Source organism: Dysgonomonas sp. 25, from assembly GCF_010501075.1.
In the GTDB taxonomy this organism is placed as follows: domain Bacteria; phylum Bacteroidota; class Bacteroidia; order Bacteroidales; family Dysgonomonadaceae; genus Dysgonomonas.
Genome location: NZ_QVMN01000006.1, coordinates 70,987 through 93,219 on the forward strand (window position 1 = coordinate 70,987; position 22,233 = coordinate 93,219).

Annotated in this window: 13 protein-coding genes and 1 pseudogene; 13 read left to right on the forward strand and 1 reads right to left on the reverse strand. The window is 44.2% G+C overall.

Annotated elements, in window-relative coordinates; all coding sequences use genetic code 11:
- Positions 1-49 precede the first annotated feature (49 nt).
- The 13 genes and pseudogenes from D0T66_RS10545 to D0T66_RS10605 all read left to right on the forward strand — a co-directional run bounded on the left by D0T66_RS10545 (position 50) and on the right by D0T66_RS10605 (position 20,613).
- Positions 50-2,437, forward strand: coding sequence for a glycoside hydrolase family 31 protein (locus tag D0T66_RS10545; RefSeq protein ID WP_163357251.1), 2,388 nt, complete (start codon positions 50-52; stop codon positions 2,435-2,437).
- 231 nt (positions 2,438-2,668) lie between these two features.
- Complete coding sequence (locus D0T66_RS10550; protein ID WP_163357252.1) at positions 2,669-3,847, forward strand: glycoside hydrolase family 5 protein; 1,179 nt, start codon at positions 2,669-2,671, stop codon at positions 3,845-3,847.
- A 46-nt stretch (positions 3,848-3,893) separates the two neighbouring features.
- Positions 3,894-5,108 (forward strand): cellulase family glycosylhydrolase, encoded by a 1,215-nt coding sequence (locus tag D0T66_RS10555; protein ID WP_255489804.1) that lies wholly within the window; start codon positions 3,894-3,896, stop codon positions 5,106-5,108.
- Positions 5,109-5,335: 227 nt separating this feature from the next.
- On the forward strand, positions 5,336-7,396 hold the full coding sequence (locus D0T66_RS10560; RefSeq protein WP_163357253.1) for a beta-galactosidase: 2,061 nt from the start codon (positions 5,336-5,338) through the stop codon (positions 7,394-7,396).
- Between the two features lie 34 nt (positions 7,397-7,430).
- Positions 7,431-9,383, forward strand: coding sequence for a glycoside hydrolase family 97 protein (locus D0T66_RS16355; protein ID WP_255489805.1), 1,953 nt, complete (start codon positions 7,431-7,433; stop codon positions 9,381-9,383).
- Positions 9,384-9,440: 57 nt separating this feature from the next.
- The gene (locus D0T66_RS10570; protein WP_370520795.1) at positions 9,441-11,042 is read left to right on the forward strand and encodes an alpha-L-fucosidase; all 1,602 of its coding nucleotides are present in this window, start codon (positions 9,441-9,443) and stop codon (positions 11,040-11,042) included.
- A gap of 18 nt (positions 11,043-11,060) precedes the next feature.
- The gene (locus D0T66_RS10575; protein ID WP_163357255.1) at positions 11,061-13,052 is read left to right on the forward strand and encodes a glycoside hydrolase family 97 protein; all 1,992 of its coding nucleotides are present in this window, start codon (positions 11,061-11,063) and stop codon (positions 13,050-13,052) included.
- 14 nt (positions 13,053-13,066) lie between these two features.
- Positions 13,067-13,939, forward strand: a complete 873-nt coding sequence (locus D0T66_RS10580; protein WP_163357256.1) for an esterase family protein — start codon at positions 13,067-13,069, stop codon at positions 13,937-13,939.
- Between the two features lie 292 nt (positions 13,940-14,231).
- Positions 14,232-16,493 carry a glycoside hydrolase family 3 C-terminal domain-containing protein gene (locus tag D0T66_RS10585; RefSeq protein WP_221412209.1) on the forward strand — a complete coding sequence of 754 codons (2,262 nt, stop codon included), beginning with the start codon at positions 14,232-14,234 and terminating at the stop codon, positions 16,491-16,493.
- A gap of 2 nt (positions 16,494-16,495) precedes the next feature.
- Positions 16,496-16,645, forward strand: a complete 150-nt coding sequence (locus D0T66_RS10590) for a hypothetical protein (RefSeq protein WP_163357257.1) — start codon at positions 16,496-16,498, stop codon at positions 16,643-16,645.
- Positions 16,632-16,967: pseudogene (locus tag D0T66_RS10595) on the forward strand (DUF5110 domain-containing protein); the annotation flags it as partial. The gene D0T66_RS10590 and the pseudogene D0T66_RS10595, both read left to right, overlap by 14 nt.
- A 184-nt stretch (positions 16,968-17,151) precedes the next feature.
- A complete protein-coding gene (locus D0T66_RS10600; protein WP_163357258.1) occupies positions 17,152-18,141 on the forward strand; it encodes a GSCFA domain-containing protein in 990 nt (329 codons plus the stop codon).
- A complete protein-coding gene (locus tag D0T66_RS10605) occupies positions 18,142-20,613 on the forward strand; it encodes a bifunctional UDP-N-acetylmuramoyl-tripeptide:D-alanyl-D-alanine ligase/alanine racemase (RefSeq protein ID WP_163357259.1) in 2,472 nt (823 codons plus the stop codon).
- Positions 20,614-21,045: 432 nt separating this feature from the next.
- Here the strand turns inward: D0T66_RS10605 and D0T66_RS10610 are convergent, their stop codons facing one another.
- Complete coding sequence (locus D0T66_RS10610; RefSeq protein WP_163357260.1) at positions 21,046-22,221, reverse strand: aminopeptidase C; 1,176 nt, start codon at positions 22,219-22,221, stop codon at positions 21,046-21,048.
- Between the last annotated feature and the right edge of the window lie 12 nt (positions 22,222-22,233).

Below are 22,233 nucleotides of genomic sequence, written 5' to 3' on the forward strand. Positions count from 1 at the left end.
ACCCATAATTTCTGTTTTAAGTTGATTTTATAAATTTCATCAAAATATCATGAAAAAGAATTTAAGTACAAGGGTGTTCCTCCTGCTGATATTGGCAACTTTCCTTATAACAGGACGAGCCGAAGCCCAAACTTATGAGCGCACCTCACAAGGTGTCAAAGCCACTATACAGAGCACTTCGGTTGAAATTTGTTTTTTTACCCCCTCTACAGTGAGAATTTTAAAATCTCCCGAAGGGTGGAATTATAATAAAGAAAGTCTCTCTGTTGTTGGTAAACTGGAAAATGTAAAATTATCGGTTACTCAAAAAGGAAACATATTAGCTATAAAAAGCAATCAGCTCACTGTTAACCTTAATCAGGAAACAGGGCAGATAGCCTTTACCTCTCCTGCCGGAAAATCACTTCTGGAAGAGCAGGGAGTAGGCTTCGATGATTTTAACGATGCGGGAGTAAAGACCTTTAGCGTTTACCAATCTTTCACGTTAGAAAAAGAAGAAGCCATTTATGGACTGGGTCAGTTGCAAAACGGCAAGATGTCGCAACGCAATCAAACCAAGCGGCTTATCCAAGACAATCTTGAAGATGTGATAACTTTCTTCCAATCTGTAAAAGGATATGGCATATTCTGGGATAACTATTCGCCAACTACTTTTAAAGACAATCAGGAGGAAACCTCTTTCCAGTCGGAAGTGGGAGATTGTATCGACTATTATTTTATGTATGGTGGAAACGCCGATGGGGTGGTTGCACAAATGCGCTATCTGACAGGTCAAGTGCCTATGTTTCCCTTGTGGACTTATGGTTTCTGGCAAAGTAGAGAGCGCTACAAAAGCCAAAAAGAAATAGTAGGTGTAGTGCAAAAATACCGCGAACTGGGGGTCCCTCTTGACGGGATTATTCAGGACTGGAGATACTGGGGTAATAACTATTTATGGAACGCAATGGATTTCCTGAACGAAGAGTTCCCCGACCCGAAGAAGATGATGGAAGATATCCATAACCAGAATGCGCACATGATTATTTCCATCTGGTCGGCTTTCGGTCCTCATACAAAGCCTTATCACGAACTGGATAAAGAAAACATGCTGTTCAATTTCAAAACCTGGCCTGAATCCGGATCATTTAAATGGCCTCCCAATCTGGATTATCCTGCGGGAGCACGTGTCTATGATGCGTACAATCCCAAAGCACGCGACATCTATTGGAAATACCTGAATAATAATCTACTGCCACTTGGTATAGACGGATGGTGGATGGACTCTACCGAACCCGACCATTTCCATATCAAACCGGAAGATTATAATACTCAAACCTATCTGGGCTCTTTCCGTAAAGTGCGGAATGCATATCCTTTGATGACAGTAGGTGGCGTATATGACCACCAACGTGCCGTTGCTTCCGATAAACGTGTATTTATTCTTACCCGTTTCGCCTTTGCAGGGCAGCAACGTTATGGTGCAAATACCTGGACAGGAGACATTACTGCATCATGGGAAGTATTTGAAAAACAGATACCCGCCGGATTAAATTTTTCTCTTTGCGGTATTCCGCACTGGAATAGTGATATTGGCGGATTCTTCCTTTGGCAACACCCGTTGATGCTGGAAGACCCTGATTATCGTGAACTCTATGCCCGCTGGGTACAATTCGGTACGTTCTGCCCGATGATGCGCTCGCATGGAGAGGGTGCTCCAAGGGAAATTTATCAGTTTGGAAAAAAAGGCGAGCCGGTATATGATGTGATTGAAAAATACATCAACTTGCGTTACAGCTTATTACCCTATATCTACACCACTTCGTGGGAAGTAACAGCCAATCAATCCAGCTTTATGCGCGCTTTGGCAATGGATTTTGCAGATGACCGTAATGTATGGGATATTCATAACCAATATATGTTTGGTAAGTCGCTATTGGTATGTCCTGTTACGCAACCGATGTACACTAAAATGGTTTCAAACACTATCCGTACAGAAGACTTTAGCACAGTAAAATCTACACGGGTATATCTGCCCGAAGGTACTGACTGGTATGACTTCTGGACAAACAAGAAAGAAACCGGCGGGCAACACATTCAAAAAGATACTCCTATCGACATTTTGCCGCTATATGTAAAAGCAGGTTCCATTCTCCCGATAGGCCCTGAGGTACAATATGCCACAGAAAAGAAATGGGACAATCTTGAAATAAAGATATATCCGGGGAGTAATGGTGAATTTATGCTGTATGAGGATGAAAATGACAACTACAATTACGAAAAGGGAATGTATAGTACAATCACCATGAAGTGGAACGACCGTACACGCACATTGACTATCGAAGACCGAAAAGGGGCGTTTTCAGGAATGCTGAAAGAACGAAAATTTAGTATAGTAGCCATAGACGGTACAAGAAAAACGGTTTCTTATAATGGAAGAAAAGTAGTGGTTAAGTTATAATTTGCAGACTAAATAGAGGGGCAAAATAAATTTACCATTAAGCCGAATACCCGTCATAAATAGCCTGCGGAGTGTGTATTAACAAAAGTTACCCTAATTAAAAACAACCCTGAGATGCCTTTGGTGTCTTAGGGTTGTTTTTTGAAACATTCAAGCATAAGTATCTCTGTTATGTCGTTTATTTTCGCAATACGGATTCTGTTCACCATTAAATGATTAAATACCATATCCATGAAAAAGCAATCGAATATAATGATTATACTGACTATCTTCCTCTTCACTTGCCTTGATGCGCAAGCGCAAAAAGATATTAGCATCCCCCCCGATAAGACCGGCATGGAAAGCGACGCTATCCAGTTATCTTCCAAAATAACGATGGGCTGGAACCTCGGTAACACATTGGAAGCTATAGGTGGAGAAACCCACTGGGGCAATCCGGTTACTACCGAAGCGATGATAAAAGAGATTAAAGCGCTGGGTTATAATGCTGTGCGCTTACCGTGTGCATGGGATCAATATTTGGAAGATCAAACCTCCTACAAAATAAAAGATTGGTGGATGAGCCGTGTGAAAGAGGTTGTGGACTACTGCATAAACAACGACATGTATGTACTGCTAAACATCCACTGGGATGGAGGTTGGCTCGAAAACAACTGTACGCCGGATAAGCAAGCTGCTGTAAACATAAAACAGAATGCTCTTTGGGAACAAATAGCTGTTTACTTCCGCGACTATGACGAACGTCTGATCTTTGCCGGATGTAATGAGCCTAATGCAAAGAATGAAGAACAGGCAGAAGTGCTTAGGAGCTACGAGCAAACGTTCATAGACGCTGTTCGCCGCAGCGGTGGTCGCAATGCTTACAGAAACCTCGTTATACCTTCCCCCGAAACGAATATTGGGCTGGCAGGAAGCATAATGAAACTGCCTGAAGATTGGGTCGAGAATCGTATGATACTTGAAGTACATTATTATGACCCTTTCAACTTTTGTATTATGGAGAAAGATGAATCGTGGGGAAAAATAGCGTATTTCTGGGGTAAAGGATTTGAGCAATATGCTGTAGGCGAATACGAAGGACGGTTCTCAACTTGGGGATTGGAAGATTATCTGCTCGAACAATTCCAGATAATTAAACGCAATTTCACCGATAAAGGTATTCCGACCTTCCTGGGCGAATTTGGAGTTGCAAGAAGACGATTCGATGACCCCAAGATGCAATTAGCCCACGATCAGTCGCGCGGTTACTTCTACCAGATTGTAACCGAGCAGGCCAAAAATCATGGAGCTGTACCTTTTATATGGGAAATAGGCGGGGTTTTCGACCGTCGCGACAATATGCGGATAACCGACCCCGAGGTATATAACGGCATGCTCCGTGGGGCTGCTGCCGGCAAATATCCATACTGACGATTAAGAAAATCAATACCATAATTATATTATTAAAACGACTACCATGAAAACATTATTGAGTTGCATGATTATACTAACATTCGTCCTTTCGGCATGTTCCGATAGCGACGGAAAGACAGAGATCGATATACAACAAACTTCCTTCAATTTCGCAAAAGAAGGAGGTTCAGAGATGCTTTACATACTCACCCAAGCAGATATAACTGTCCGAAGCTCCGAAACATGGTGTCAGGTCACCGTTCAGGGTTCCTCGCAAAATACTCAGCAGTATAAAATAACAGTAGGAGCCAATCCTTTGCAAGAAATTCGCCATGCTAAGCTCATTGTTAGCGCCGAGGGATTCGAAAAGGAAATACCTGTAGAGCAGGAAGCTTCTTTCGAGGAAAAGGGCAAATACATCGTACGCGAGAATCTCACTACTCGCCAACTGGTCGACGAAATGGGATTAGGCATAAACCTCGGTAATACGTTGGATGCCACCGGCGACTGGATTAACCCAAGCAGCATCTCTAATTACGAAACCGCATGGGGCAGCCCCATCATTACAAAGAAAATGATTGAAGGATACGCCAAGGCCGGTTATTCTTCGCTGCGAATTCCTGTTAGTTGGAGTAATATGATGTCAGATGATTATAAAATCCATCCCGACCTTATGGACAGGGTTGAAACGATCCTAAACTGGACACTCGACTGCGGCATGGTAGCCATCATAAACGTACACCACGAGAATGAGTGGGTAAAGAAAGTTCCGACAGACAATGAGGCTAAGAAGAAATTTACTTCGGTATGGGAGCAAGTATGCAAACGTTCTAAAAAATATGGAGACCAGTTGATGTTTGAACCGATGAATGAAATCGGCTATGATGAAATATGGACTCCGTGGGGCGGAACCCAAAACGATAAAGCAAAGGCATTTGGATATGTAAATGAACTCAATCAACTCTTTGTCGACATCGTAAGAGCTTCCGGCGGTAACAATGCAAAACGCCACCTTTTAATGGAAGTTTACAATACAGGCTTAGAATATGCCTATGATCCACTCACCAAAATTCCAAACGACCCGGCAAACCGCATAGCAGTGACTATGCATTATTATACACCGGCTACGTTTGCCATATTGGGCAACGGTGTAGACGCCGGATGGGGTATAGGTGTCCCTTCGTGGGGAACAACTGAAGAGTTCAAGGAGCTTAACGACAACATGGATTTGTTGAAGGTAAACCTTGTAGACAAAGGTATACCCGTACATTGTTGGTGAATATGCATGCGACGGCACGGGCAGGACGCGGGAAGTAGTAAGGCTATTTTGTGTTTCTGTGACCGAAGCCATCTATTCGAGAGGGATGTGCCCTATGCTTTGGGATGTTCAGGGAGCACAGCTCTACGACCGTAGAACCTGTACATGGGATCCTATCTTTGAGGAACAAATGAAGGCAATTCCGGCTAAATATCCTCGTAATAAATAACAATCATTCGCAAATAATCATGAAAACTAAATTAAGCCTGATTCTATGGCTGGCATTTTTGGCTGTTTCACACGTCAATGCACAATATACGTTTGAGAAACCTTTGTATGGTGCGGCATACTATCACGAGTATATGCCTTATGAACGATTAGACGAAGACATCCGCCTGATGAAAAATGCCGGACTTACCGTTGTGCGTGTCGGCGAATCTACTTGGGGCGTATTTGAACCACAGGAAGGCGTATTCGAATTTGAATGGATGGATCGCATCATAGATAAGATGCATCAGGCAGGAATTAAAGTTATATTGGGAACACCCACATATTCCATTCCTGCATGGCTGGCCTACAAACACCCTGAAGTATTGGCTGAGCATCAGCGTGGTAATAAAGCCTATTATGGTATCCGCCAGAACATTGACTTCACTAATCCGACATTTAAATATTACAGCGAGCGTATTATCCGCAAGCTGATGGAAAGATATGCCCAACATCCGGGTGTTATTGGCTATCAGGTAGATAACGAAACCGAAGCGCGAGGAGTGAATAACCGAGATTATTTCATCGGATTCAGAAATTACATCAAAAGTCGTTTCAACAATGATCTGGATCTACTTACAAAAGAGTGGGGAATGAACTACTGGGGCATGAATATCAATACCTGGGAAGAATTCTATGTCCGTGATGGTGTAACCAATCCTTCGTACAAGAACGAGTGGGAACGCTACAACCGCAAGCAGGTGGCAGACTTCCTCAACTGGCAATGCGATATCGTAAACGAATACAAGCGCAAAGATCAATTTGTGACGCACTGCTTTATGCCTGACTTCCAAAACATTGATCAGGTGGAAAGTTTCCGGCAGATGCAATATCCGGCAATTAATGTTTATCATGATGTGCAGGATAAGCAAGATGGGCAACGCATAGCCTATGCAGGCGACTTTGTTCGCACAGTGGCCGGCAACAATTATATTGTGATGGAAACCAATGCCCAAGGCATTGGCTGGGATGCACGCGGACAGTACCCGCCGTACGACAAGCAGTTGCGACAGAACGTATATGGGCATTATGCTTCCGGTGCAAATATGGTAGAATATTGGCACTGGTCTACTCTTCACTACGGGCAGGAGACTTATTGGCGAGGAGTTTTGGGGCACGATCTACAACCCAACCGCATATATAATGAGTTTAAGACTACGGCGGAAGAGCTTAAAAAGATTGGTAATTCTTTGGTTGACTTGAAAAAGAAAAACAAAGCAGCAATCCTCTATAGCCATGATTCATATCATGCCCTTAGTTTCATGCCTTATACTTATAAGAGCAATTACCCTATCGATATGGTACATAAGGCATTGTACTTCCAGAATATCGAAACCGACATTGTTCCTTGCGACAAAGTTACCGACTTTAGTCAGTACGATATGTTGGTTATCCCTCCTCTTTATGTCGCTACGGATGAGTTGTTATTGGCTATCGACCAGTTTGTAAATGATGGAGGACACGTAGTGATGATGCACAAAAGCGGATATTGCAACGAGCATTCAGCCGTTAGGGCAACATATGCTCCCGGGCCATTGCGCAAGGCTTGTGGATTTTACTATCAGGAGTATTCCACTATTGGCGGCATGTCGCTGAAAAACAACCCTTTTCAATTAGATAATTGGGATCAGATAAGCGATTGGTATGAGTTCCTGATAACTGAAACAGCAACACCGTTGGCTTACGCCGAACACGATTTCTTCGGTAAATGGCCTGTCATTACAGAAAACAATTATGGTAAAGGAAAATTGACCTATATAGGAACATATCCTTCTCAAAAGCTATTAGATGCTATCGTGAAAAAGGTTGCACTAGAAGCAAAGGTTATATCATCAGATAGCTATACTTTTCCTATTATCCAACGCTCGGGAACAAACAAGCAAGGAAAAACCGTGCGTTATATCTTCAATTATAGCGGCGAATCTAAGGATTTGGTTTATAAACATCCACAGGCTAAAGAACTGATTTCGGGTAAGACTGTGAAGGAGAATGATAATCTCACGCTGGGAGCGTGGGACGTGCTTATAATGGAAGAAAGATAATCTGTTGTAAATTAATTAATAACATACTAAAATAATGATGATGAGAACATGTATAATCAGCATATTGCTAAGTTTGTCTTTTGGCCTTTGTGCCCAAACTGTCAATTTGCAATCCCCCGATGGGCAAATCTCTTTGGACATCAACTTGTCCGACAAACTGTCTTACTCCGTTTCTTATAAAGGAAATCAAGTAATAAATACTTCACCTCTCGGTTTCGAGTTTCAGGACGAGCCAGCCATGCATAGCGGCTTTACCTTACTCAATAGCCCTCAATCTATCTCGCAGCGTGATTCTTGGACACCCGTAGTGAAAAATAAACACGCACACATAGATGTGCAGTGGAACGAAAGCCATATCGCTCTGATAGAAAAAGAAGGCGAAAGACGCCGGATGGATCTCTTTTTCAGGGCTTACAACAATGGTATTGCCTTTCGCTATCAGCTATATAGCAGCAAAACTATCGGCGACAGAGCCATTACCCGCGAGTTGACCGGATTCTCCCTACCTGCTCATGCTCATGCATGGGTAGCCGAATACTACGGCTACATTTCCAGTCAGGAAGGTGAATTTAATAAGCGCCCTGTTACTGAATTGACGGCACAATCCATAGCGGGACTACCTTTGCTGGTAGAAGTTGATAAGCAAAACTACCTCGCTATCACCGAGGCGCATATCGACAACTACCCGGGATTCTACATCGGTCGCAGAACTGACGATGCTGAAGAACAAGTATTACTTACTACCAAGCTTTCTCCGCTGCCGGGCGAAAAAGAAGAAGGAGCGAAAGCCCGCTTCTCCGATAAAATCTATACTCCTTGGCGTGTAGTGATGATTGGCGACAATCCGGGACGCTTCATCGAGTCCGAGATCGTTCAATCCCTTAACCCGTCTTGTGCTATCGAAAATCCTTCGTGGATAAAGCCAGGGCTTTGTGCTTGGGATCACTGGTGGAGTGGGGAAGTGAAAATGGAAATGCCTGTCATCAAAGAATATATTGATTTTGCTTCTGCACAGGGATGGCCTTATATGCTGATCGACTGGCAGTGGTACGGGCCATTTAACCAACCCGAAGCCAATATTACCCAACCTGCACCCCAAATCAATATGCCCGAAATACTCGCTTATGCCCGGGAGAAGAATGTGCGTATCTGGCTATGGTTATACAGCACGGATGCCAATCGGAATAATGCTTATGAAGAAGCATTTGCTCTGTATCAGCAATGGGGCATTGCCGGTGTGAAAATCGATTTTATGGATCGTGACGATCAGGAAATGGTAAACTGGTACCGTAAAGTTATCAAAAAAGCAGCCAAGCATAAATTAATGGTCAATTTCCATGGTTCTTACAAGCCTGATGGTATAGAACGCACTTACCCCAACATGATAACCCGCGAAGGCGTACTGGGAGAAGAATATTCCAAGTTTTCAGATAGGATCGTTCCCACTCATAATGTCACTTTGCCGTTTACACGTATGTTGGCAGGACCTATGGACTACACTCCCGGAGGTTTCCTCAATGTTACTCCTGAACAGTTTAAGAACCAGTCGCCGACTATGATTATGAATACACGGTGCGCCGAACTATCGAAGTTTGTGATTTACGAAAGTCCTTTTACCGTTTTTTGCGAACATCCGAAGCATGTGCTAGGCCAGCCCGGAAGCGACTTCCTTCAGATTGTGCCTACTGTGTGGGACGATACCCGCTTTATAGACGGCTATCCGGGAGAGTTTATCGTGATGGCTAAACGTTCAGGCAAAGAATGGTTCCTGGGAGCGATGAATAATAATGCTTCCCGCACCATCAGCATTGCTACCGACTTCTTACCCGACGGCAAATATGAGTTGGAATATTGGGAAGATGCCAAAGACGCAGGAAAAAATCCTACAAAACTCCGAAAAAATCGCATGACGATACAAGCCGGAAAGCCGATAAAAATACAAATGGCAAATGGCGGAGGATACGTAGCAGTATTGAAACCGCTCTAAATCAGAATAAACAATATCATAAATAAAAATATAACGATGAATAAGAATAAACTTAAAATGCTATTCCTTTCTGTAGCTCTCACAGGCGTTTTAGCTGCTTCTGCCCAACAAAAGAAGCAAGAGCAGGCAGAGCAAGGCAAATTTCAGCCGACCTGGGAATCGCTATCACAGTACGAGACACCCGAATGGTTCCGAAATGCCAAGTTCGGAATCTGGGCACACTGGGGACCTCAATGCCAGCCCGAAGCGGGCGACTGGTATGGCCGTGCCATGTACGAGGAAGGCGGAGATGCTTACAAAGTACACCTCGAAAAATATGGGCATCCTTCCGAATTTGGGTTCAAAGATGTAATAAACGAGTGGAAAGCCGAGAAATGGGATCCTGAAAAACTTGTCGCCCTCTACAAACGTGTAGGTGCTCAATACTTCTTTGCTATGGGTAACCATCATGACAATATGGACTTATGGGACAGCAAATACCAATCGTGGAACTCTGTAAACATGGGGCCTAAACGTGATATTCTGGGCGAGTGGGAAAAAGCTGCCCGCAAATATAAACTCCCTTATGGTGTCAGCATACACTCTTCACATGCATGGACATGGTACGAAACCGCACAAGGTGCTGATAAAAAAGGACCTTATGCCGGTATTTCTTACGATGCCCGTGTCGTGACTAAAGAAGATGGTAAAGGCAAATGGTGGGAAGGATATGACCCGCAGGAACTTTATGTCCAAAACCATGCCCTTAGTGGTCATGCATGGGCTGCGTGGGACTGGCCGGAAGGCACCTCAGTACCTCCTCAGGCTTACTACGATAACTTCTTCGACCGCACTGTCGACATGATAAACAAGTACAATCCCGACCTCGTTTATTTCGATGATAGTGTATTGCCATTCTTTCCCATCGACAACACAGGTCTGGAAGTTGTAGCCCACTACTACAACCACAACATGAAACAGAATAAAGGCAAGCTCAACGCCGTTGTTTTCGGCAAGAAATTGCAAGATCAGCACAAAGAGGCTATTGTGTGGGATGTAGAAAAAGGCGTACCGTCGGAGTGTCAGGACAAAGCCTGGCAAACTTGTAGCTGTCTCGGAACTTGGCACTATAACCGTTCTACTTATGTAGACAACTGGTATAAGTCGGGCAAAATGGTTATCCACATGCTTATCGACATTGTCAGCAAAAACGGAAACTTATTGCTAAGTGTCCCTATAAAAGGAGATGGAACCATCGACGACAAAGAAGAAAAGATACTGGAAGACATTGCTGCATGGATGGATATCAACAAAGAAGGTATCTTCGACACGCGCCCTTGGCGTATTTTCGGAGAAGGTCCTGTTGCTGAAACTGCTATCCCTTTGGACGGAGCAGGCTTTAATGAGGGGAAAAACGCACCTTACACTTCGGCAGACATTCGCTTTGTGGAGAAGGGTAAAACGCTATATGCACACGTAATGGAATGGCCTGAAGATGGAAAGGTTTTGATTAAATCTTTGGCTTCGGATAGTCCTTATTATACCGGCAAGATAAAAAAAGTAGAAATATTGGGAGGCGGAAAAGTTGATTTTCAAAGGAAAAGTAACGGACTTTTTGTAAGTTTGCCAAAAGGTAAGAAACCTAATGATATATCCCTGGTGCTAAAAATAACGAACTAAATCTATAATACATTAAATATGAAAAAAACTATTTTAGCTCTATTGTGTATGGCATTTGCTTTCAGCAGTTATGCACAAAAGCAACTTACAGCGACATCTCCTGATGGCAGAATTGTGGCTACCGTGACTTTGGATGATAAATTGAAATACTCGATTGCTCACGACGGAGAAACCGTTCTACACGATTCCCCTATCTCGCTTACACTCAGCAGTGGCGAAGTATGGGGCGAAAAACCTCAGCTATCGCAGAGTACCCAAAAGAATATCCGGCAAACTATCGCTTCTCCTTTCTACCGAAAAGACAAGATTGAGGATGAATATACCTTGCTCACCCTCAATTTCAAGAAACAGTGGAGCGTTGAATTTCGGGTCTATAATGATGGGGTAGCCTATCGTTTTGTAAATAAGCGTAAAAAAGCATTTACCATTGCAGGCGAAGAGGTTGCTTACAACTTCGGCGGCGATGTCACTACTACCGTACCTTACGTAAAGTACGGAGAGGATGCTAATTACGAATCGCAGTTCCATACTTCCTTCGAAAACACCTATACTGTCGACAAGCTTTCTAAACTCAATAAAGGACGTCTCATGTTCTTGCCATTGGTCGCTGAAACTTCAAGCGGGAAGAAAATATGTATCAGTGAGTCCGATTTGGAAGGCTATCCGGGTCTTTTCCTTTCCAGCGCACAAGGCAACCACTCGCTGACAGGTATGTTTGCACCCTATCCCCGTGCATCCGAATTGGGAGGGCATAACATGCTGCAATTCTCGGTGACCGAGCGTGAGCCTTACATCGCTAAAGTAAATGGGGCGCGTACTTTCCCGTGGCGTATGGCTATCATTACCACAGCAGATAAAGAATTGGCAGATAGTGATATGACCTACAAATTGGCAGCACCTTCGCGCATTTCGGATATTTCATGGATTAAGCCCGGAAAAGTAGCATGGGATTGGTGGAACGACTGGAATATTACCGGCGTTGACTTTATTTCGGGTGTCAATAACGATACGTATAAATACTATATTGACTTTGCTGCTGCCAACGGCATAGAATATGTTATTCTGGACGAAGGATGGGCTGTAAACCTGAAAGCCGACTTGATGCAGGTAGTTGATGAAATCGATATTAAAGAACTGGTCGACTATGGTGCCGCCAGAAATGTAGATATTATCCTGTGGGCAGGCTACCACGCTTTCAACCGCGATATGGAGAATGTATGCCGCCACTATTCAGAGATGGGAGTGAAAGGTTTCAAAGTCGATTTTATGGATAGGGACGATCAGGAGATGGTAGAGTTCAACTATCGTGCTGCCGCTACCTGTGCCAAATACAACATGATACTCGACCTGCACGGCATGTACAAACCTGCCGGGCTGAACCGCACCTATCCCAACGTTCTGAACTTTGAAGGTGTACACGGATTGGAGCAAATGAAATGGTCGTCTGCCGAGGTAGACCAAATGAAATATGATGTAACCATCCCATTTATTCGTCAGGTGGCCGGACCGATGGATTACACACAAGGCGCCATGCGTAATGGAGCGAGAGGAAACTATCATCCTTCGAACTCTCAACCGATGAGCCAGGGAACTCGCTGCCACCAATTGGCAAGCTATGTTGTGTTCGAATCACCTTTCAATATGTTGTGCGATACGCCTACCAACTACATGCGCGAACCCGAGTCTTTGGAATTTATTGCTGCTATCCCTACCGTATGGGACGAGACCATTACCTTAGATGGCAAAGTGGGAGAATACATCGTTACTGCGCGCCGTAAAGGAAATGTATGGTACATCGGTGGAATGACCAACTGGGATGCCCGCGACCTGAAAGTAGATCTCTCTTTCCTTGGAGGAAAGGCATACTCAGCCACCTTGTTTAAAGATGGGGTGAATGCACATCGCCATGGAGAAGATTATAAAAAAGAGAGCATTCAGTTGAAAGGCAAAAAGAATCTTGATATCCATTTAGCATCGGGAGGCGGTTTTGCCCTTCGGGTGGAAATGTAAAAGTAAAAAACTATATGAAACGAATCATATTGTTAATAGCCGCCTTATCTCAGCTATGTCTGCTATTTGCCCAATGGGGACCGCAAAGTAAGGTTGTCCACCACAGCATGCAAAGTAAGGTTCTCAATGCTGAACGGGAATATACTATCTACCTTCCCAAAAGCTACGAAGCCGAAACGGATAGGAAATATCCTGTTCTTTACTTGCTACATGGTATGACCGATACCGACAAAGCTTGGTTTTGGCGGGGGCATGCGAGTGAAGTCATGGATCAGCTTGTTGCATCAGGAGAAGCTGTAGAAATGATTATTGTAAGTCCAAATGCCGGCGGCAGCTTTGACGAAGGTCATTGGAACGGCTATTTTGATATGCCCGGCTGGAAGTACGAAACATTCTTCTTTACGGAATTCCTGCCGCATATCGAAAGTACCTACCGTGTGATTGGAGATAAATCGCATCGTGCTGTGGCGGGGCTTTCTATGGGTGGCGGTGGTGCTGCTGCCTATGGACAGAAACATCCCGAATTGTTCTCTTCCGTTTATGCAATAAGTGCCTTAATGGATATTCCGCAACAAGGAGCCGCTCAACCTCGCGAACCCGGGGACAAATTGGCTATTCTTACGCAATCCGTTAAAGATAACAGTTGTGTGAAATATGTGGAGAAAGCAGATGAGGAACGCAAAAAACAATTGCGTACAGTCAAGTGGTTTGTGGATTGTGGCGACGATGATTTCCTGCTGGACAGAAACATCGAGTTCTTCCAAGCCATGCGCAAAGCCTATATTCCTTGCGAATTTCGCATACGTGATGGTGGACATAGCTGGGAGTATTTTCATTCGGCACTCTACACAGGCTTGCCGTTTGTGAGCCGTAATTTCGGGAAGTAATATTTCAGCATAGATAAATCTTATCCCGACTCCAACCAGATAATTTATTTGGTTGGAGTTTGTTTTTTACCTCCGGCGATTGCATATATTGATATGGTAATGGCGGAGCGTGCAAGTATAGTATGCCTCAGCACTTCCTTCTGATGCCTTGTAACATTTCTGCCCCCTATTTAAAACATTATATACCCATACAGGTTTTTTAGATATTCGCTTTGCAAACATTTGAACCGTCCATTCCGGAAAGCACTGTTTATCTTTGTATCAGATAATTATTAAAATAAACTATATATCCATGAAACAAATCATTAAAAACGTAGCCCTGCTTATGCTTATTCCCATTATGACAGGATGCAATGCCCCTCAAAGCTCTCCTCAGGAGAAGCTCACCGTAAACGATGAAAAGATCACTGAAATTATTGCCCAGATGACTCTCGAAGAAAAAGTGGAAATGCTTCACAGCAAGACTATTATGTCCTCCGAGGGAGTTCCTCGCTTGGGTATTCAAGATATCAAATACGCCGATGGCCCTTTTGCTGTCCGCGAGGAAATAGGAGAAGGTTTCCAACCTCTGAACTGGACTACCGACTCTGCGACCTATTACCCAACAGGTTCTGCACTTGCTGCAACTTGGTCTTATGACCTCTCCTACGATTACGGTAACGCTCTCGGAACCGAAGCCCGCCGCCGCGGGAAAGATATCATTCTCGGCCCTGCTATGAATATTCAGCGTTTGCCTATAGGCGGACGTACTTACGAATATTTCAGCGAAGATCCTGCTCTGAATGCGATACTTGCTGTTGGTTATACCAAAGGTATGCAGGATGCGGGAACAGCCGCTTGTCTCAAACATTATGCGCTCAACAATCAGGAAACAAACCGTGGGAGTGTGGATGTGATAATTGCAGAGAGACCGATGCGCGAGATCTATCTCAAAGCATTCGAAGCTGCCGTAAAAGAGGGGGGTGCTATGTGTGTGATGCCCGCTTATAATAAAGTAAACGGCTATTACGGTTCCGAAAATAACCACCTCAACAATGTGATCCTTCGTGGCGAATGGGGATTCAAGGGTATGACCGTATCCGATTGGGGAGGTACGCACAGCACTATGGGAGCCGCTTTAGGTGGATTGAATGTGCAAATGACAGGAGATAATTACTTCGGCCCTGCGTTGATCGATTCGGTACGTGCAGGCAAACTCAACGAATCTGTTGTGGATGATAAGGTACGTGAGATTCTTCGTCTTCGTTTTGCTATCGAAGCCATTCCGAATGACAAAGCCAATACTGTCAAGATTTCCCAAAAGGAACAACAGCAAGTAGCCTACAACGTTGCTGCCAAATCTATCGTCCTTCTTAAAAACGAGAAAGAAGTTCTTCCTATCGATACAAAAAAGACGAAGAAGATAGCTGTTATCGGGCTTAATGCCACAGCCACGACTGCTTCGGGCGGTATGGGGGCAGGAGCTAAAACTCCTTACGAAATAACTCCGTTGCAAGGGCTCAAAAACCGCATAGGCAATGACGTAGAAATACAATATGCACCTGCTTACAAAAACTACATGGGTATGTTTGCAGGAAGCAAAGCCAATACTCCCGAAATTGCCCAAACCTTGGATGAAGCTCCTGATGCGAAATTGTTAGCCGAAGCTATCGCTGCTGCTCGCAATGCAGACCTTGTCCTTTTCTTTGCCGGAACAAACAAATTCATTGAAAGCGAAGGTATCGACCGCGAAAATATTCTTCTGCCTGTTAGTCAGGATATAATTATTGCTAAGCTTGCCGAAGTGAATCCGAATATCGTAACCGTAGTTGTATCGGGCGGTCCTTGCGACTTGAGAGTAGTTGAAAAGAAATCGAATGCTATCGTTCAGGCTTGGTGGAATGGTCTTGAAGGCGGACATGCTTTGGCCGATGTATTGCTTGGCAACATTTCTCCTTCGGGAAAACTACCTTTCACATTCCCGCTGAAACTTGAAGATTCTCCGGCTTATGCTTTGGGCAATTTCTCGAAAGAAGTGGTGAGTGATGGAGACGTTTTTGCCGCTCAATTCAGACACGATATTGTAGGAGAAACCGAATATGATGAAAATGTTAACAGTCCGAAGGCTCACTATTCCGAAGGCCTGTTGGTGGGATATCGCTGGTTCGATACGAAGAATATGCCGGTGCTTTATCCTTTCGGTCATGGTCTTTCTTATGCAAGTTTCGACTATGCCAATATCCAGAGCGATAAGAGCAAATATGTTGCTGACGATGTTATAAAAATCACTTTCGATGTAACCAATAAAGGTTCTATGGAAGCTGACGAAGTGGTGCAACTCTATGTGCGTCGCCCCGATGCAACAGTTGAATGGCCGCATAAAGAGTTGAAAGCTTTCAAGCGTGTTACTCTTGGTGCAGGAAGCACTCAAACAATCACTCTTGAAGTTCCTGTTTCCGAATTGCGTTACTGGGATGAGGCGACTAACGGCTGGCAGCTCGAAAGCGGAACGATCGAAGTGCTTGTAGGGACTTCCTCTGCCAAGCTTCCTCTAACAACTAAAGTAAATATTTAAAAATGAAGAAAATATTCTTCTTCCTTTTACTGCTGGGCACGACTTATGTCAGTGCCCAGACTGTTTCTGACTGGGAAAATCCGGCTGTGGTCGGCATCAATAAAGAAGCTTATCACGCCACTCTGACGCTGCCTTCCTCCTTATGGCCCTGAAATTGAATATGTCGATGAAAAATTACCTGAAAATATTACATTGTATGTATATGCCGGTCAGGATGGTACATTTACGCTGTACGAAGACGAAGGCGTGAATTACAATTACGAGAAAGGACAATACAGTATGATTCCGATGACGTACGACGAGGCATCGCGTACATTGGTTATCGGCGACCGCCAAGGCGAATATCCGGGCATGCTTAAAGAGCGGATGTTCAATGTGGTATTTGTAGACAAGAAGAATCCCAAAGTTTTCAATGTAAATACAAAAGGAGTAGAGGTTTCATATAGCGGAAAGAAAGAAGTAATAAAGCTGTGATATAACATGTGAGACTTGATAGTTATTCTACTCCGTAAGCTTCCATTAAGCAGTATCCGGTCAGCATTTGCTGGCCGGATATTATTTTAAATAGCTTGAAACTTTAATCTGCCGGTGATGCAAAGTCGGAAAAAATGTGATTGCGAAAGAAAAACTCTCTTATATTTGTCTCAAAATAGCAAATATGGAGTTTACTACAAAAGTTGATATTCCTCATTCTCCCATGACCATCTCTCACCATGATAGAGTGATGATGATGGGTTCGTGCTTTGCCGAAAATGTAGGAGAAAAGCTCATCCGTGCCAAGTTTCAGGTAAATCTGAACCCTTTTGGTATCCTTTATAACCCTCTCTCGATAAGCCAATCGTTGAACCGGTTGATAGAGAATCGTCCTTTTGCAGAAGACGAATTAGTCGAAGACAACGGCTTATACCATAGCTTCTGGCATCATAGCCGGTTCTCCTCCGATGATAAAGGTGATGCTTTGCGAAAAATCAACGAAGCATTCGCCGAAGCGCATAATTGCCTGAAACAGACCGATATTCTGCTTGTCACTTTCGGGACGGCCTATGTTTACCGTTTGTGTGCGAACAAAATGGTTGTCGGCAACTGCCATAAGTTTCCTGCTGCCGATTTCGAACGATTCCGCTTGAGTGTCTCCGATATTGTCAGCGAATGGAATACTTTATTGGGCAAACTGAAAGCAATTAACCCGAACATAAAAATACTCTTTACAGTAAGCCCTATCCGTCATTTTAAGGATGGAGCGCACGACAACCAGTTGAGCAAGGCGACTTTGTTGCTGGCTGCCGAGGAACTGAAAAAGCAGCACGAAACGATAGCTTATTTCCCTTCTTATGAGATTATGATGGACGAATTGCGCGATTACCGCTTTTATGCAGAGGATATGGTTCACCCGTCCGATGTTGCTGTTCAGTACATTTACGAACGTTTCGCCGAAACATATTTCTCTTCCGATACAATGAAAGTGATAAAAGAATGGGACAAAATCGCCGCCGCAATAGCTCATCGCCCGTTCGACGAAAAGGGTGCTGATTATAAACATTTTTTAAGTCTAACCCTCAATAAAGTAGCTTTATTTAAGGAGAAATATCCATACATTTGTTGTAGCGAAGAGGAGAAACTATTAACCAACCGATTACAAGGCGATTAAATGAAATACAAAATAGAGGAAATAACAAAGGCTTTAGGTTTAAAGGGGCTTGAACCAAAAGACGCGACAATCAGTATTTTACTTACCGATAGCCGCAATTTGTTTTCTCCTGCCGAAACCCTTTTTTTCGCCCTTGTTACGAAAAACAACGACGGGCACAAATATGTGACAGAGTTGTACCATTCTAAGGTTCGTAACTTCGTGGTCAGTAAGATGCTGCCCGAATGGGAATCATTCGACGATGCCAATTTCTTAGTCGTCCCTGATACATTGAAAGCATTGCAGCGTGTGGCAACATACCACCGCAACCGTTTCGATATTCCTGTGATAGGCATTACGGGGAGTAACGGCAAAACAGTGGTCAAAGAATGGCTCTATCAGGTATTAGCTCCGAATTTTCATATAACTCATTCGCCACGAAGCTATAATTCGCAGGTAGGTGTCCCGCTTTCGGTGTGGCAAATGGACGAATATACGGAACTGGGAATTTTTGAAGCCGGCATTTCGCAAGTAGAAGAGATGTCCTCCCTCCAACCGATAATAAAGCCGAACATCGGTATTTTTACGAATATCGGGCAAGCGCATCAGGAAGGCTTCGAGTCGATGAAGCAAAAATGCCTCGAAAAGCTCGAATTGTTTATTAATTGCGATGTCATTATATGCGAAGAGGAAAACGAACTGCTCGAAGAATGTATGCAGATTGCCTGCCTTTCGCATAAACGCATTACATGGTCGCGTAAGGCTGCACACGAAAGCCCGGTCAAGATATACAAAATAAAAAGAGAGAAAAACGCCACTCTTGTGAAAATGACCTTGCTGGATTTCAAGGTGATAATGGAAATCCCTTTTGTGGATGAGGCTTCATTCGAAAACGTGATGCATATCGTGACGGCTGCCGTTTATATGCACATCCCTATCGAAGCGCTTATCGAGCGTGTACGCCAGCTGACGCCTATTGCTATGCGGTTGGATGTGCGTCCGGGAAAGAACGGATGTATCCTGATAAATGATTCATACAATACCGATATCAATTCGCTGAATATCGCACTCGGCTTTCTGGAGCAACGGGCGACAAACAGCGAACTGAAAAAGATACTTATCCTCTCGGATATCCCGCAATCGGGTATAGACAACCATAATTTATATACGATTGCAGCAGACCTTGTCCGGCAAAAAGGAATAGATACACTGATTGCCATAGGGTCGGAAATAGGGCAGCAAAAAGAGCTGTTTACCCATTTGCATGCCGAATTTTATCCCTCTACCGAATCGTTTGTACATTCCTGTAGATGGATGAATTTGCGCGATGCGGTGGTGCTATTGAAGGGGGCGCGCAATTTTTCGTTCGAACAAATTAACCGCCTGCTCGAAGTAAAGACACATGAAACGGTTTTCGAAGTGGATTTGGATGCTATTGTGCACAACTTCAACTTCTATCGTTCTCACTTGAAGCCTGATACCAAAATTATATGCATGGTGAAAGCCGACGCCTATGGAACGGGCGCTTCGGAGGTGGCTAAGACGCTTCAATATCACAAATGCGACTATCTGGCTGTTGCCGTGGCCGAAGAAGGTGTTATTTTGCGTAAGGAAGGTATTTCGATGCCGATTATTGTGCTGAATCCCGAGGTAGGTGGATTTGAAGAACTGGTCACTTACTCGCTCGAGCCCGAAGTGTATAATTTCCGCATACTCGAGGCTTACATCAAGGAAGCGCGCGCACAGGGCGTTTCGAATTACCCCATCCATCTGAAGATAGATACGGGTATGCACCGTTTGGGCTTCACTCAGGAAGATATTCCTCATCTGATTGATTTGCTTTGCACGCAAGTGGGGGTATCGGTGCGCTCCGTATTTTCCCATCTGGCAGCAAGCGAAAGCTGGCAGTTCGATGATTTCACTACACAACAGATATCGACATTCAAAAAAATATCGAAAGAATTATCCGATAACCTTCCTTATCCTGTTATGCACCACATTCTCAACTCGGCGGGAATAGAACGCTTCCCCGAAGAGCAGATGGATATGGTGAGGCTCGGGATTAGCCTGTATGGCGTTAGTGCCAGCGGTTTAGACCGCTTGCAGAATGTATGTACATTGAAGACAACTATTTTGCAGATAAAGCATATTCCGGCAGGCGAAACTGTCGGTTATGGGCGTAAAGGTAAAATTGAAAAGGATTCGACTATCGCTACCATCCGTATAGGCTATGCCGACGGGCTTTCGCGGCGATTCGGCAATGGAGTGGGGGAGGTCGTTGTTAACGGGCAGAAAGCGCCGATAGTAGGCAATATCTGTATGGACCTCACGATGATAGATATTACGGGTATAGAGGCTAAAGAAGGCGATTCGGTTGTCATTTTCGGAAAAGAGCAGCCGGTGACTACATTGGCTGAAAAAATAGAAACGATTCCGTATGAAATATTGACTGCTGTGTCGCGAAGGGTAAAGCGCATTTTTTTTAAAGAATAGAAACTATAATAAGTTTTTGTTAGTTCGCTGCAAGAAGGACTGATGTGCTTCGCACAGTTACTTCGCCCTTCGGGCAGTTACAAGTTACGAGTTACAAAAAACTTTATCTATACAAGAAAAGTTGACATATAGATTGTCATCCCGGGCGGATGCGAGGGATTTCTTTCCATTAACGGCATGAGATGCTTCGCCAAAGGCTCGGCATGACAAAACTCTACGGTTATAAAAATAAAAAAGTAACCACACTAAAAAATGCACAAATAATATATACTTTTTGTATGCTTTTTTTGCTTAATATCCTTATAATGAATATGATTTGAAGTGCACAAAAGTAACACGAGGGTAACAAAAAAGCGACACTTTTGTAACTTTTTGGGGTACAAAAAAAGAGGCTATAAATAGCCTCTCTTGGATAGGTTTATTTAGGGTTGGTTAGAACTTCAATTTCTTGTTGATATCCTTAGGGAGCGCACCTTTGTTGATAACGAAGCTGATAGTCTTGTAGCGCACGAACGCTTCCGAAGCATACCAGATGCCTTTGTACGTGCCGGCTTCGCCCCAAGAGTTCTTCACCATATAGTATTTGGTACCGTTCTGGTCTTTGGCGATGCCGTAGATTTGCATGCCGTGGTCGTCGGTTGTTTCGTAGTTGTCGTATGCTGTCTGGCGCATCTCCTGCGTGATATCTTTCTCTTTCACAGGACCTTCGGTTACTCTTCTTCTCAAAGCGTTAAGCTTCTCATTGCGGGATAAGCCTAACCAGTGTGCCTGGTCGGAGCCTACATTCTCGGCAGCCAGCTCGTCAGGAATAACCGCTATACCATCGCGGGTGAAGCCGAGTTCGCTCACATCACTTGCCCAAGCGATTGTGTAGCCGTTTTCGATGGCGTTGTCCATCACTTGCATCATCTCGTCGATAGGCAAGTTGTACGAAAGCGCCCAGCGCCAGTTGTCGGGAACTTCCACAGCAAATGGCTCATAGAACGGGTGGTGTGTGAAAGACGATATTGAGATAAAGTCCTCCTGTTTTAAGCCCAAGCTTTTGGCAAAGGCTTGCGGAGTGTACTTCTTGCCTTGGTATGTAAACTCGGCAGGCACTGCTCCGAAATAAGCATCCAATATACCGTCGAGACCATTCTTCCAGGCAGTGGTCAATTTGCGGTTCTTGTTTTCGACCACGCCTTTTACATAGCCGCTCAATACTGCTTCGAGCTCGCCGTGTACGTGCATGTCTTCGCCATAGTTCAGCCCTTTATAAGCAGCTTCGGGCATAACGCCGTATTCGTTAAGCGTTTCGATTACGTCGGCGAAAGAACCTCCCTGAGCATAGTTCAGGTGGCCGCTCAGACGGACATACTTTTCGGCTTGGTCTTTATAGTTGCGGCGGACGATATACATTTCCGACAGGTCGTGTTCGCCTTTGCCCATGCGGATTAATTCCGATTCGAGGAATCCCACAGCCGAGAAGCTCCAGCAGGTACCGCTGTTGCTCTGGTTTTTGATAGGAGTTATAGGGTTCTCTTTCACAACGGTGAATTGGTATCCTTGCGCAAATGCTCCGCATACCGCGAACAAGGATACAGCTAATATAAGTATTCTCTTTTTCATGTAATTAAATGA